12 protein-coding genes are annotated in these 13,903 nt (G+C 72.3%); 7 read left to right on the plus strand and 5 right to left on the minus strand.

Features of this window, described 5'->3' with window-relative positions; translation table 11 throughout:
* The first annotated feature begins 15 nt into the window (after nt 1–15).
* On the plus strand, nt 16–1,794 hold the full coding sequence (locus ACWEK3_RS29335) for a GMC family oxidoreductase N-terminal domain-containing protein (RefSeq protein WP_450540893.1): 1,779 nt from the start codon (nt 16–18) through the stop codon (nt 1,792–1,794).
* Between the two features lie 775 nt (nt 1,795–2,569).
* On the opposite strand, the gene ACWEK3_RS29340 is transcribed toward ACWEK3_RS29335, so the two are convergent.
* The gene (locus ACWEK3_RS29340) at nt 2,570–2,881 is read right to left on the minus strand and encodes a chorismate mutase (protein ID WP_390727204.1); all 312 of its coding nucleotides are present in this window, start codon (nt 2,879–2,881) and stop codon (nt 2,570–2,572) included.
* A gap of 380 nt (nt 2,882–3,261) precedes the next feature.
* Between ACWEK3_RS29340 and guaA the strand changes: the two genes are divergently transcribed.
* Nucleotides 3,262–4,842 (plus strand): glutamine-hydrolyzing GMP synthase, encoded by a 1,581-nt coding sequence (guaA, locus tag ACWEK3_RS29345; RefSeq protein WP_450540895.1) that lies wholly within the window; start codon nt 3,262–3,264, stop codon nt 4,840–4,842.
* Nucleotides 4,843–4,854: 12 nt separating this feature from the next.
* Here guaA and ACWEK3_RS29350 read toward each other — a convergent pair whose 3' ends face one another.
* The gene (locus ACWEK3_RS29350) at nt 4,855–5,328 is read right to left on the minus strand and encodes a pyridoxamine 5'-phosphate oxidase family protein (RefSeq protein WP_361418718.1); all 474 of its coding nucleotides are present in this window, start codon (nt 5,326–5,328) and stop codon (nt 4,855–4,857) included.
* A gap of 185 nt (nt 5,329–5,513) precedes the next feature.
* Between ACWEK3_RS29350 and ACWEK3_RS29355 the strand changes: the two genes are divergently transcribed.
* The 3 genes from ACWEK3_RS29355 to ACWEK3_RS29365 all read left to right on the plus strand — a co-directional run bounded on the left by ACWEK3_RS29355 (nt 5,514) and on the right by ACWEK3_RS29365 (nt 8,552).
* Nucleotides 5,514–6,314 (plus strand): class II aldolase/adducin family protein, encoded by an 801-nt coding sequence (locus tag ACWEK3_RS29355; RefSeq protein ID WP_453250978.1) that lies wholly within the window; start codon nt 5,514–5,516, stop codon nt 6,312–6,314.
* Between the two features lie 193 nt (nt 6,315–6,507).
* On the plus strand, nt 6,508–7,779 hold the full coding sequence (locus tag ACWEK3_RS29360) for a hypothetical protein (protein ID WP_450540900.1): 1,272 nt from the start codon (nt 6,508–6,510) through the stop codon (nt 7,777–7,779).
* Nucleotides 7,780–8,054: 275 nt separating this feature from the next.
* On the plus strand, nt 8,055–8,552 hold the full coding sequence (locus ACWEK3_RS29365; RefSeq protein ID WP_450540902.1) for a DoxX family membrane protein: 498 nt from the start codon (nt 8,055–8,057) through the stop codon (nt 8,550–8,552).
* A gap of 25 nt (nt 8,553–8,577) precedes the next feature.
* Here ACWEK3_RS29365 and ACWEK3_RS29370 read toward each other — a convergent pair whose 3' ends face one another.
* Together ACWEK3_RS29370 and ACWEK3_RS29375 are read right to left on the minus strand one after the other, a co-directional pair.
* The gene (locus ACWEK3_RS29370; protein WP_450540904.1) at nt 8,578–8,817 is read right to left on the minus strand and encodes a hypothetical protein; all 240 of its coding nucleotides are present in this window, start codon (nt 8,815–8,817) and stop codon (nt 8,578–8,580) included.
* A complete protein-coding gene (locus ACWEK3_RS29375; RefSeq protein ID WP_450540906.1) occupies nt 8,804–10,390 on the minus strand; it encodes a PspC domain-containing protein in 1,587 nt (528 codons plus the stop codon). The genes ACWEK3_RS29370 and ACWEK3_RS29375 overlap by 14 nt, the downstream gene beginning before the upstream one ends.
* 223 nt (nt 10,391–10,613) lie before the next feature.
* Here ACWEK3_RS29375 and ACWEK3_RS29380 point away from each other — a divergent pair, with 223 nt between their 5' ends.
* Both ACWEK3_RS29380 and ACWEK3_RS29385 read left to right on the plus strand, forming a co-directional pair.
* Nucleotides 10,614–11,903 (plus strand): ATP-binding protein, encoded by a 1,290-nt coding sequence (locus ACWEK3_RS29380; protein ID WP_450540908.1) that lies wholly within the window; start codon nt 10,614–10,616, stop codon nt 11,901–11,903.
* Nucleotides 11,903–12,622: a LuxR C-terminal-related transcriptional regulator gene (locus ACWEK3_RS29385; RefSeq protein ID WP_376405414.1), complete on the plus strand. Its 720-nt coding sequence runs from the start codon at nt 11,903–11,905 to the stop codon at nt 12,620–12,622. Before ACWEK3_RS29380 ends, ACWEK3_RS29385 begins: the two co-directional genes overlap by 1 nt.
* Nucleotides 12,623–12,721: 99 nt before the next feature.
* On the opposite strand, the gene ACWEK3_RS29390 is transcribed toward ACWEK3_RS29385, so the two are convergent.
* Nucleotides 12,722–13,783 (minus strand): NlpC/P60 family protein, encoded by a 1,062-nt coding sequence (locus ACWEK3_RS29390; RefSeq protein WP_450540936.1) that lies wholly within the window; start codon nt 13,781–13,783, stop codon nt 12,722–12,724.
* Nucleotides 13,784–13,903 lie beyond the last annotated feature (120 nt).

Here is a 13,903-nt window from a genome sequence, read left to right on the forward strand (position 1 = left end):
CGACAAGGAGAGCACGTGTCTCAAGACGGCTACGACTACGACGTCATCGTCGTGGGGTCGGGGTTCGGCGGATCGGTCTCCGCGCTCCGCCTGACCGAGAAGGGCTACCGCGTCGGTGTCCTGGAGGCGGGCCGCCGCTTCACCCGCGAGACCCTGCCGAAGAACTCCTGGGACCTGAAGAACTACCTGTGGGCCCCGAAGCTCGGCATGTACGGGATCCAGCGCATCCACCTGCTCGGCAACGTCATGGTGCTGGCCGGCGCGGGTGTCGGCGGCGGCTCCCTGAACTACGCCAACACGCTCTACATACCGCCGAAACCCTTCTTCGACGACCCGCAGTGGCGGGACATCACCGACTGGCAGGACGAGTTGGCGCCGTACTACGACCAGGCGCGGCGCATGCTCGGCGTGCGGCTCAACCCGACGACGACCCCCTCCGACGTCCATCTGAAGGCCGCCGCACAGCGGATGGGCGTCGGCGACACCTTCCACATGGCGCCGGTCGGGGTGTTCTTCGGCGACGGCGAGGACGCCGACGGCGCGACGACGGCGAAGGCGGGCGAACGGGTCGCGGACCCCTACTTCGGCGGGGCCGGACCGGACCGCAAGGCCTGCACCGAGTGCGGCGAGTGCATGACGGGCTGCCGGCACGGCGCCAAGAACACCCTGAACGAGAACTACCTGTACCTCGCCGAGAAGGCGGGCGCGGTGGTCCACCCCATGACGACGGTCGTGTCGGTCACGGACGACTCACGCGGCGGCTACGCGGTCGCCACGCTCCCCACCGACGACAAGAAGAAGGGCGCGGGCCGCCTGTTCACGGCACGCAGGGTGGTCCTGGCCGCCGGCACCTACGGCACCCAGACGCTGCTGCACCACATGAGGGAGAGCGGCCGGCTGCCCTTCCTCTCGCCCCGGCTGGGCGAGCTGACCCGCACCAACTCCGAGGCTCTGGTGGGCGCCCAGACCGACGACCGGCGCTACCGGAAGGCGACCGGGGAGCCGAAGGCGGACTTCACCCGCGGAGTCGCCATCACGTCCTCCATCCACCCGGACGAGAACACCCACATCGAGCCGGTCCGCTACGGCAAGGGTTCCAACTCGATGGGCGGCCTGTCGATCCTCCAGGTCCCGTACGCCGAGGGCTCGTCCAGGGCGGCGGCCTGGCTGGCCAACGCCGCCCGCCATCCCCTGCTCGTCCTGCGCTCCCTGTCCAACCGCCGCTGGTCGGAGCGGACCATCATCGGCCTGGTGATGCAGTCCCTGGACAACTCCCTGACCACGTACCTGAAACCGGACGGCATGGGCAAGGGGCTCCTCACGGCCCGCCAGGGGCACGGCGCGCCCAACCCCAAGCAGATCAGGGCCGCCACGGAGGGCGCCACCGCGCTCGCCGCCGAGATCAACGGCTTCGCCGGGTCCAACGTGGGCGAGCTGATGGGCACGCCGCTCACCGCGCACTTCCTCGGCGGCTGCCCGATCGGCTCCTCGCGCGAGACCGGCGTCATCGACCCGTACCACCGCCTCTACGGCCACCCCGGCATCTCGGTCGTCGACGGCGCCGCGGTCTCGGCGAACCTGGGGGTGAACCCGTCGCTGACCATCACCGCCCAGGCCGAGCGGGCGATGTCGTACTGGCCCAACGAGGGCGAGACCGACCCGCGCCCGCCGCAGGGTGCGGCCTACGAACGTCTGCGGCCGGTGGAGCCACGGCATCCGGCGGTTGCGGCGGACGCCTTCGGCGCGCTGCGGCTGCCGTTCCTGGGGATGCCGTCGGTGCCGCCGAGGAAGTAGGAACGGGGCCGGTGAACAGGCCCGGGCAAGAGAGAGGACCTGCACCCCCCTCCTGGCACAGGTCCTCCTCCGTCTGCTGATGTGACCCGGGGGGACCGTGAAAGGTTGCGCATTGGTCGGCAGGATTCCTGTGTGTCCTGTGTCACATTCCCGGAGGTCCCTGTCCGTGAGCGCGCAGGCGAAGGGCCCCGCAGCCTCGGGCCGCGGGGCCCTCTCTCGTCGGCACCGACGTCAGGGCGGCGCCGGTGCCTGGGGGCGGCGCCGGGGGATTGCGCCGCCTGCCGCTGCCGTGTGCCCTTCGCGCCTCGTGTTGCGTCGTCGTGCGCCCCGGCGCACGGGGGGCGCGCACCTGGTCTCGACCTCTGGCGGTCGGGTGGCGCACCACGGTGCTGCCGTCCGCGCGGGAGTTCGGAGCCGGGAGCTGTGTGGGCATCGTGCTGGACGAACCTGGCGTTCACAACCCTTTGGTCCGGCCTTGTGTGTTTTTCTGTTCCGCCGGCCGGCCCCGGGCGTCCCCGGAGCCGGCCGTTTATCTGGGTGACCGGGCTGCTGTCCCCTGCCGTCCGGTCACTTCCCTGGAGCGAGGTCCCACGACGCGCGGCATGATCCGCACGCCTCATCGCTCCGGAGATCCACGCGTGGTTCTTTCGGGCCCGCCCCTGGCTGGCACGGACACCGGAACAACGAGGCGGGCCGCGCGGCGGTCACGCGCCGTACGGGTGAGAGCGGTGGGGCATGGGAGCGGGGGCGGGTGGGGAGGGCGGCGGTGAGGGGGTCAGATCCTGCCCCGGCACAGCTCCAGCAGGGTCATCGCCAGGGTCGTGCCCGGCTTGCCCAGGGCGTCCCTGTAGTGGCCCAGGATCTCCATCTCGCGGGAGAGGTTCACCCGTCGGCCCCCGGAGGCGATCCGGGTCTCCTGGATCACTGCGGATACGGCCATCCGTTCCTGGATCAGGCCGATGATCCGGTCGTCGAGGGTGTCGATGCGCTCCCGGGCGCCGGTGATCACGTTCGTGGCCTCGTCGGTGCGGGCGCCGCTCGCGGTGGTTGCTGCCGGGGTCTGGGGCTGTGCTGCGGTGGCGGTCATGGCGGGGGCTCCTCGCTGGTCGGGTGCGGTGCCCCGGGTGACAAGGACCACAACGCCAGGCGCCCCGGACCTTGTCGGCCCGGGGCGCCTGGGAAGTCGCTTGTCAGTTGCTCAAGCAGCACGACCATGGCAGCCGGTGGGCCGGGTGCCATAGGTAAACACGAAGGTCGTCTGCGCGAGCATGCTGTCAGTATGCCTCGCCTGCCCGCGACCTCCAACACGGTTCACCTGATGAGACGGACGGTGGGCGGGCCCTGGATGGGATGCCCGGGGCGGGATGCCCCCTGGGCGGCGGTCGCCGAGGCGGCGGGGGAGGCACCCGCGACCACGTCGGTAGAATCGACAAACACAAGGACCCCCCGACCGCCGGAAGGCACCCCGTGTCATCAGCGACCCCCGCTGCCGCCGCCCCCGACACCGTCCTGGTCGTCGACTTCGGCGCGCAGTACGCCCAGCTCATCGCCCGTCGCGTCCGCGAGGCGCGGGTCTACAGCGAGATCGTGCCGAGCTCCATGCCGGTTCAGGAGATGCTCGCCAAGAACCCGGCGGCGATCATCCTCTCCGGCGGCCCCTCCTCGGTGTACGAAGAGGGCGCCCCCCGCCTCGACCGCGCGATCTTCGAGTCCGGCGTCCCCGTCTTCGGCATGTGCTACGGCTTCCAGCTGATGGCGCAGGTCCTCGGCGGCACCGTGGACAACTCCGGAGCCCGCGAGTACGGCCGTACCGGACTGGCCGTCTCCAAGCCCTCCTCCACCCTCTTCGAGGGCACCCCGGCCGACCAGGACGTGTGGATGTCGCACGGCGACGCCTGCTCCGCCGCCCCCGAGGGCTTCTCGGTCACGGCCTCCACGGACGTCGTCCCGGTCGCCGCGTTCGAGAACGACGAGAGGAAGCTGTACGGCGTCCAGTACCACCCGGAGGTCATGCACTCCACGCACGGCCAGCAGGTCCTGGAGCACTTCCTCTACCGCGGTGCCGGCCTCAAGCCGAACTGGACCACCGGCAACGTGATCGACGAGCAGATCGCCGCCATCCGCGAGCTGGTCGGCGACAAGCGGGCGATCTGCGGGCTGTCCGGGGGCGTGGACTCCGCGGTCGCCGCCGCGCTCGTGCAGAAGGCCATCGGCTCCCAGCTGACCTGCGTCTACGTCGACCACGGCCTGATGCGCAAGGGCGAGACCGAACAGGTCGAGAAGGACTTCGTGGCCGCGACCGGCGTGCAGCTGAAGGTCGTGGACGCCGAGGAGCGCTTCCTCACCGCCCTCAAGGGGGTCAACGACCCCGAGGAGAAGCGGAAGATCATCGGCCGCGAGTTCATCCGCGTCTTCGAGCAGGCCCAGGCGGAGATCATCGCGGACGAGGGCCCGGCCGTGGAGTTCCTCGTCCAGGGCACCCTCTACCCGGACGTCGTCGAGTCCGGCGGCGGCACCGGCACCGCGAACATCAAGTCGCACCACAACGTCGGCGGCCTGCCCGAGGACCTCGAGTTCAAGCTGATCGAGCCGCTGCGCCAGCTGTTCAAGGACGAGGTCCGCATGGTGGGCCAGGAGCTCGGCCTGCCGGACGAGATCGTCCAGCGTCAGCCCTTCCCGGGCCCCGGCCTCGGCATCCGGATCGTCGGCGAGGTCACCAAGGAGCGCCTGGACCTGCTGCGCGAGGCCGACGCCATCGCCCGCGAGGAGCTGACGGCGGCCGGCCTCGACCGTGACATCTGGCAGTGCCCGGTGGTCCTGCTCGCGGATGTCCGCAGCGTCGGCGTCCAGGGCGACGGCCGCACGTACGGCCACCCGATCGTGCTGCGCCCGGTCTCCAGCGAGGACGCCATGACCGCCGACTGGTCGCGGCTGCCCTACGACGTGCTGTCGAAGATCTCGACCCGCATCACCAACGAGGTCCGGGACGTCAACCGCGTGGTCCTCGACGTGACCTCGAAGCCGCCGGGCACCATCGAGTGGGAGTGAGCCCGCTCCGGTTCACGTCCGCCTGAGAGTCCGCACCGGCTCTCCGGGCTTCCAGACCTGGACGACCAGGAACGTGTCGTCCTCGACGCAGGTCCGTACGACCTCCGTCAACTCGGTGCGGAAGAGGTGGAACGGCTGCGGCGGTTCCACCTCTTTCACGTACGCGCCCTTCACCTCGGGGTCCTCCACCTCGACCGCCCGTCCGGAGATCCGCGCGTCACCGCCGGCCATCGCGGTGTCCGGCCCCGGGTTCGCCTGAAGCGCGAACCTCGGATCCCGGCGCAGATCGAGCGCCTTGAGCGAGCCCGGCATCATGCCGAGCCACAACTCGCCGTTCAGGAAGCGCACCTCCAGCCCCGCGGTGCGCGGGGAGCCGTCCGCGCGCAGAGTCACCAGGACGTGGTGCGGGAACGCCCTGAACCGCTGCTCGACGGTCGTGGCCAGGTCGGGTTCCGCCGCGGCAAAGGCCGCCCAGTTCGTCGCCATGCCGCGAGTGTGGCGCCGATACCCGACATCGCCTGTCGGGATTCGGAGGCATTCGGCGGCGTTCGGCGGCGTTCGGCGGCGGAGCCGGTGTGCTGCCGGTCATCTTCACCTCACCGCGCTCGTATCCCGGCCCGTTCGGCGGTAGCTTCCCGCCCGTACGTCGTCGATCCAGCGACGGAGGTGCCATGCACGGTCCCACCCCCACCCCGCCCCCGCCCCTGCCCACCGAGAAGCTGCTGTTCGCGATGCCGCCGATGCACGAGTCGGTGGACGACGAACGCCGGTACCGCAAGGAGCGGCTCGCGGGCGCCCTGCGGATCTTCGGCCGGTACGGCCTCGAGGACGGCGTCTCCGGCCACATCACCGCGCGCGACCCCGAGTTCAGCGACTGCTTCTGGGTCAATCCCTTCGGGATGCCGTTCAAGCACGTCACCGTGAGCGACCTGGTGCTCACCAACCAGGACGGGCAGGTGCTCGAGGGCCGCCACCACGTCAATCAGGCAGCGTTCACCGTGCACGCCCAGGTCCACGCCGCCCGCCCGGACGTCGTCGCCATCGCCCACTGCCACTCCGTGCACGGCCGCGCCCTGGCGGCGCTCGGTGACCTGCTGGACCCGATCACCCAGGAGAGCTGCGCCTTCTACGAGGACCACGCCGTCTACGGCTCCTACACCGGCGTCGCCGTCGACGCGGAGGAGGGCCGCCGGATCGCGGCGGCGCTGGGCTCGCGCAAGGCGCTGGTGCTGCGGAACCACGGGCTGCTGACGGTCGGCGACTCGGTGGACGCCGCCGCCTGGTGGTTCCTGGCCATGGAACGCTCCTGCCAGGTGCAGCTGACCGCCCGGGCGGCGGGCCGGCCGGTCCTGATCGACCACGAACTGGCGGTGGCGACCCGGGAGCAGCTCGGCGGCGACCTGGTGGCGTGGATCAACTACCAGCCCCTGTGGCAGGACATCAGCCGCAACGAACCCGACCTGCTGACCTGAGCCCTTCGGCACGCCGGACATCTCGCCCATACGGAGATTCCCGCCAACAGGTCAACGCCGTGTTCGCGGCTTCACCCACGCTGACCGGACCTGGCGAACGCGGGCGGGGCGGTATAGGGCACAATTCGCCTTCTGCGTAGGGGTGTTGTTGCCGCGGCCGGGCCGCGGGATCCGGGGAAGGCGGGCGTCGGGCGTGGCGGTGCAGGAGGCGAGAGGCGGCGTGGGCGCCCACGGGGGCGGCTGCACCTGCGGGGACTGCCCGCACGGGGCGCGTGCGGGACACCGGCAGGCCGTTGCCGCGTTCCTTCTCAAGCGGGACGAGTTCGCCGCGGGCCGGGGACTCCCGGTGGCCGTGGCGCACTCGGCGTCGGCCTCCCGGCAGTGGGTCTCGGAGGAACTGACGCAGTCCGCGGAACTCGTCGCCGAGCGGGGGCGGGCCGAGGGTGAGGCCTGGCTGGCACGGCTGTGGCGCTGGACGGCGTACACGGTGTGGTCGGCGGTCGTACTGCTGCTTCTGGTGCAGGCGTTGACGGCGGTCGGCGCGGGCTGGAGTTCCGCACGGACGGCGGGACTGCTGGCGGCCGTCCTGGTGGCCGGGGCGCTGACGGCCGCGTCCTGGCTCCACCGGGGGCGCGGCGGGGCACTCGCTCCGGTCATCGGCGAGGACAACCGGCTGTCCACCTCCCGCGCGGTGGCCGTGGGGTGGGTGCTGTTCGTGGCATACGCGGTGCTGGTGCTGGCGGGCCGGCTCGCCGCGGCCTCGAACCACACCGAGCGCGACGCGCTGATCTCCGGGCTGGACCTGGCGCGCGGCGCCGGTGTGGTCACGGTGCTCGCCGTGGTGTGCGGGATCGCGGTCCTCGTACGGCGGGTGGTCGGACTGCGGGTGCTGGGGCAGCGCATCCAGAAGGTGCGCGCGGACCGGCCGCGGGCGGCCGACCTGCTGACCGACGACTCAGGACGGGGCGCCTTCACGGACATCCAGTACGTGGTGATCAGCGCCGTCGCGCTGGCGTTCGCGGCGGTGCGGCTGGCCCGGCGCCCCGACCAACTGCCCGACCTGCCCTGGGGGCTGGCGGTGGTGGTGCTGGTGTCGGCGGCGACCTACCTGGCGGGCAAGTACGCCGACGGCGGCCGTCCTGTCGTCCTGTCGGTGGTCCGGGCCCGGGAGGCCGGTGACCTGGACGCGCCGATCCGGACGGGCGACGACATCGAGATCCGGGGCGCCGGGTTCGTCCCGCCGGGTGCGCAGGGGGCCGACCGGCTGGCCCGTATGAGGGTCCGCATCGGCGCGGTCAACGTGCACGTGCCCCTCGTCCCGGTCACGGGCGGCTTCAGCAATCCCACGGACACGGCACTGACCGTGCCCGTCCCGGCGGACGTGGAGCCGGGCCGGGTCGAGGTGCAGGTGGTGACGGCGGCGGGCGTGGAGACGAACCGGTACACGATCGACGTGACGGAGTAACAGAATTCCGGAGTGCCGGAGTGCCGGAGTGCCGGAGTGCCGGATTGGCGGCGGATGACACCTCCGGCGGATCGGGTGCGGATGGATTTGTGGAGGGCCGTCAGCACCCCGACGCCTTGGGACGCATGAGCCGAAGTCACGCGGAAACCGGAAAAACATCCCCCTGGGGTTGAGCGGGTCCCGCCCCGCGTACGTATGGTCGATTGAGGGGCACATACGACAGCGGTGAGAGGCGGCTCGCAGCGATGACCCAGGTTCGTACGGACACCCGACCCATGCATGCCGATCTGAGCCCAAGCCGGCGGGACACAGCGGGCCGATATGCCCTCCTGCCCCTCCGCATCTTCCTGGGCGTCACCTTTATTTACGCCGGTCTCGACAAGCTCACCTCCAGCGGCTTCATGCAGGACACCGGCCCTGGGTCGATCGGCGAGACGATGCGCGCGGTCCGCGACTCCTCCGCCATCCCGGCACTGGTCGACCTGGCCCTGAAGAACCCGGTCGGCTTCGGCTACGGCATCGCCTTCGCCGAACTGGCCGTCGGCCTCGGCACACTCCTCGGTCTGCTGGGCCGCCTGGCCGCGCTCGGCGGCGCGCTGATCTCCCTCAGTCTGTGGCTCACGGTCAGCTGGGCCACCACCCCCTACTACTACGGCAACGACCTCATCTATCTGATGGCCTGGCTGCCCCTCGTCCTCGCCGGCGCCCCGATGCTCTCCGCCGACGTCGCGCTGCGGGTACGGCGGCGGCGACGTGCGGGGGAGTACCGATAGCTCGGCACGGGGGAGTACCGGCAGCTCAGCCCGTTCCTCCCGTACCCGTCCCACCGAGGGCCGCGCGGGCGTCCCGGCGCCTGCGCACGGCCCTGTTCACCGCCGCCGCCGCGCCTCCCAGGCACAGGCCGCCGACGACCATCGGGGCCAGCAGGAACCACGGGGCCTGCCAGGCACCGGCCGCGTCGCCCGCGTAGACCACTCCCGCGCCGGTGAGGAAGACACCGGACACCAGCTTCCCCGGCTGGAACTCATGGCGCAGCACGGCTCACCTCCGCCTGTCCCATGCCGACCTGGAGCTTGATGTCCAGGGTCCCGGCGTCCTTGCCGCCCGCGGTCGCGGGCAGCGTGATCTTCTGGTGCCGGCCGGGCGCCACGTCCACGTCCTGTGAGGTGTCGCCCGGTAGCCGGATGTCGCCGATCCCCACCTCGATGTTCGCCCGCACGGTCACGCCCGCCGGCACGATCACCCGCAGCCGGCCCACGCCCACCTGAGCCTTCGTCGTCACCGTCGCTCCCTTGCCGGGGCGTATCCGGGTCAGGTCCAAGGTGCCCTCCCCGGTGCCGAGGTGGTACTCGGGCCGGACGCCCGCCGTCGCGGCGGGCTGCCAGGTCTGGTGCCCCCACTGCGTGGTGACGTCCTTCGGAAGCGCCGCGGAAGTGCCGAGGAGGGCCGCGGTGACCAGCGCCAGCAGTATCGAACCGAAGCCAGTCCGGCCCAGGAACGCGCTCACCACCATGCCCAGGCCGAAGACCGCGAGCGCGCAGGCGAGACCCGCTTGGAGGCTGGTGCCCAAGGCGTCGCCGTTCCAGGTCAGGCGGGTGCCGAGGACGCCGGCGAGCAGGGCCAGCAGGAAGACCCAGCCGCCGATCCCGCGCGGGCCGCGGGGGCGGGGGCGGGGCGGCTCGGTGCGCACCGGACGGGTGTACTCGCCGGCATGCGCGCCGAGGCCGATGCTGACGGCCGCGGCGACGTCCCGGCCGCGCGAGTCGCGGGGACCCCACAGATAGCCCGTGCCGCCGACGTGGGTGCCGTCCTTGACGATCGGGTCGCGCCACCAGGAGGGGTAGATCGCGGGCACCGGCGGTGCCTTGGCCTCCGGCGGGGCGTCGGCTGCCGCCTGGGCGGCCAGCGGGTCGGGGCCGGGGGCGCCGCGGTGCTGCGACCAGTACCCGGCGCCGGCGAGGAGCAGGGACAGGACGACGCCGAAGGACAGCACGCTGCCGTTGCCCAGCATGGACAGGAAGACCCCGCAGCCGACCAGCGCGAACAGCACGGCCGCGAGAGCCGGTCCGTCAACCCGGCCGGTGAGGAGCTTGCGCACCTCGTTCTCCTCCTCGTCGTCGTACGGCACGAAGAGCCAGGCGAAGCCGTAGAAGATGAGGCCTATGCCGCCGGTCGCGGCCAGCACGGCCAGCGTGATCCGGAAGATCACCGGATCCATGTCGCACTGCCGCCCCAGACCGGCGCAGACGCCGCCTATCATCCTGTGCGTCCGGTCCCGCCGGAACTTCGTCACCCCGTCGGTAACGCCCGCTCCGGTATCGGCCTCGGCGCGCGTCCCGGCAGCGGTGCCGGCTCCCGCCGTCCCGGTCTCCGGCCCGGCGGCCGGGTCCCGGTGTTCGGCCGCCCCCGTCGTGCCCGTCACGCTCTCCCCTCCCATCCCGTCGGCCGAGCCCGGCCGTCCGTCCGCGTGCGGCGCACCCGGCTGCCCGGGTGCCCGCGGCTGTTCACCCGCACTCGCGCCGGGCACGGCGTCCCGCGGCCCGGTGCCCGGGGACGGGCCCGGGCCGGAGCCGGGTTCCGGACCCCTCGCGGCGTGCTGGTGATTCGTCATGCGTCCATGGTGACGGGCGTGCGGTCGTGACGGGAGCCGGGACGACCCTGGGCGAACCCTGATTCGCCCCTGAGCCGTGGCCGGGGATACGTTCGACAGGCCGTCGGGCCGCGCCCCGGGGTCTTTTCGAAGAGCCTTTTCGAAGAGCGGATTCGAAGATCAGGGGAGTCTAGGGGGCGGACCCTGATGTCCCCGCACCGCCGGGCGTGTGACCATCAGTGGCATGCCGGAAGCCGCAGCAGTGCCCCTCGACGCCCCGCGGCCGCCGCGCAAGCTCTACCGCAGCAGCGACGGACGCTGGCTCGGCGGAGTGGCGCGGGGCCTCGCCGGGCACCTCGGGCTGCCCGTGGTCTGGGTGCGGCTCGTCTTCGTCGGCCTGTTCATGGCCGATGGGCTCGGCGCGCTGGTGTACGCGGCCTTCTGGTTCTTCGTGCCCCTCGGGGTCGGCGGCGTCGGCGACCAGAAGCCGCCGTCCCTCGTCACCACCGAGACCTCGCCGGACGGCCGCCGCAGAATCGTCGCCCGCAAGCCGGACAAGGGCCAGATCGTCGCCCTGCTCCTCATGGTCGTCGTGGCGATGGTCTTCGTCGGCAGCGTCAATCCGGGCAACGGCGCGAAGGCCTACCTCCTGCCGGCCGTCCTCGTCGCCGCGGGCGTCGCCCTGGTCTGGCGCCAGGCGGACAACGCCCGCCGGGCCCGCTGGGTCGAGGTCGGCCGCCGCCGCCGTACGCTCACCCTGGCCCGCGCCGGCGCGGGCGTCCTGCTGGTCACGGCCGGCGTCTCGGCCATCTTCGTGATGCAGGGGTCCGCCGCCCATCTCGGCTCGGTCCTCCAGGCGGCCCTCGCCGTCCTGGTCGGTATAACCCTGCTCGCCGGCCCCTACCTCGTGCGCATGACCCAGGACCTCTCCGAGGAGCGTCTGATGCGCATCCGCGCCCAGGAGCGGGCCGAGGTCGCCGCCCACGTCCACGACTCGGTGCTGCACACCCTGACCCTGATCCAGCGCAACGCGGAGAACGCGGGCGAGGTGCGCCGCCTCGCCCGGGCCCAGGAGCGCGACCTGCGCGCCTGGCTCTACAAGCCGGAGGGCAACGGCAAGGACGAGGCCGACGAGCCGGCCACCCTCGCCGAGGCGGTCAAGCGCAACGCCGCCGAGGTCGAGGACAAGCACGGCGTTCCCATAGAGGTGGTCGTGGTCGGCGACTGCCCGCTCGACGACCGGATCGGCGCTCAGATGCAGGCCGCGCGGGAAGCCATGGTGAACGCCGCCAAGTACGGTGGCGAGGGCGGCGCCGTCCAGGTCTACGCCGAGGTCGAGGGCAGGACGGTCTTCGTGTCCGTCCGGGACCGCGGCCCCGGCTTCGACCTCGACGCGATACCCGACGACCGGATGGGCGTCAGAGAATCGATCATCGGCCGTATGGAGCGCAACGGGGGGACGGCCCGGCTGCGGGCCGTGCCGGACGGCGGCACGGAGGTCGAGCTGGAGATGGAGAGGGCGGAGAACACGTGATGAGCGACCCGACCGAGACGAACGGTACGGCGGGAGCGGAGACGACGGGGGCGGGCGGGCGGCACGTACGCGTGGTCCTCGTCGACGACCACCGCATGTTCCGCACCGGGGTCCAGGCCGAGATCGGCCAGACCGAGCAGACGGGCGTGGAGGTCGTCGGCGAGGCCGCGGACGTCGACCAGGCGGTCACGGTCATCACCGCGACCCGGCCCGAGGTGGTCCTGCTCGACGTCCACCTGCCCGGGGGCGGCGGAGTGGAGGTGCTGCGGCGCTGCGCCGCCCTGACCACCGACACCGAGCGGCCCGTCCGCTTCCTCGCTCTGTCCGTGTCGGACGCGGCGGAGGACGTGATCGGCGTGATCCGCGGCGGAGCGCGCGGCTATGTGACGAAGACGATCACGGGCACCGACCTCGTCGACTCGATCTTCCGGGTCCAGGAGGGCGACGCCGTCTTCTCCCCGCGCCTGGCCGGCTTCGTCCTCGACGCCTTCGCCTCCACCGACGCCCCGCCGGTCGACGAGGACCTCGACCGCCTCACCCAGCGAGAGCGGGAGGTGCTGCGCCTCATCGCCCGCGGCTACGCGTACAAGGAGATCGCCAAGCAGCTCTTCATCTCCGTCAAGACAGTGGAGTCCCACGTCTCCGCGGTGCTGAGGAAGCTCCAGCTCTCCAACCGACACGAGCTGACCCGCTGGGCGACGGCACGCCGGCTGGTGTGACCTACCGGTAGGCACGCCTCCGCGATCGCGCCGTCCAGCAACGGCACGTCACCGCGGGGGCGGCGCCGGCCGCCGGAGGGCATCCCGGTCCGGACTCCCTCACGCCACCCGTGTCGCCCCCGCGAAGGGCATCTGGTCGACCGGGGCCAGGCGGACCGGGGCCGAGGGGTTCGGGGCGTGGATCATCTGGCCGTTGCCGACGTAGAGGCCGACGTGGCTGATGCCGGAGTAGAAGAACACCAGGTCGCCGGGGCGCAGTGCGGAGCGTGGGACACGTTGGCCCGCGCCGATCTGGGCGTAGGTGGTGCGGGGCAGCGAGACCCCGGCGGAGCGGTAGGCGGCCTGGATCAGGCCCGAGCAGTCGAAGGCGTTCGGTCCGGTCGCGCCCCACACATAGGGGCTGCCGAGCTTCCGGTAGGCGTAGGCGACGGCCGCCGCCGCGCGCGAACCGGGGGCGGTGACCGAGGCCGGGTCACCGAGTGGGTCCCTGGCCCCGGTGCCGTGGCGGGCCGCGTGCCCGGTGTCCCCGCCCGCGCCGATCGCCGTGCGCTGCTGCGGGGACAGCCCGGCCAGCAGCCGCCGGGCCTCGTCCAGTTTGGTGGTCACCGTCTTCTTCTGCCGGCGCAGTTCCGCCTGCCGCGACCGGAACGAGGTCAGCTCGACGCGCGCGTCCCCGCGCAGCCGGCCGATCTCCCTGAGCTGCCGGCGCACATCGGCCACGGCGGCCGTCTGCCGGACGCCCGCGCGCTCGGCGAACTCGGCCCCGTCCAGGTACCGCTGGGGGTCGTCGGACAGCATCAGCCGCACCACGGGGTCGATCCCGCCGTCCCGGTACTGCGCCGCGGCGATCGAGCCCAGCGTGTCGCGGGCGGAGTTCAGCTTCTCCTGCCTGCGGGCGGCCTCGTCGCCCAGTGCCTTCAGCCGCTGCTCGGCCGTGTCCGCCTTCTCCTTCGCGCCGTCGTACTTCTCGGTGGCGGTCTCCGCCTCCCGGTAGAGCCTGTCCACCGTGGCCTTGATCTGCTCCGGCGCCGGCCGCGGAGCGGCGTGCACGGTGCCGTCGAAGCCGGTCGCCGTCGCGGCGCCCGCGAGGGCGATCGTGGCGGCCGTACGGACGGTGCTCCCGCCGAGCGAGCGCTGTCGGAGCTTGCGGTGCGCTGCCACGAGGAGCGTCACGTCCCTTCTGCCGGCCGCGGAGGCGGGGCCCGGGTCCGGCGGCGGTCCGCACAGGGGAAGCAGCCCGCCGCCGGACTTCTCGGCGGTGGTGTCCGGCTGTCGCCCCTG

Source organism: Streptomyces sp. NPDC004721 (genome assembly GCF_053601495.1).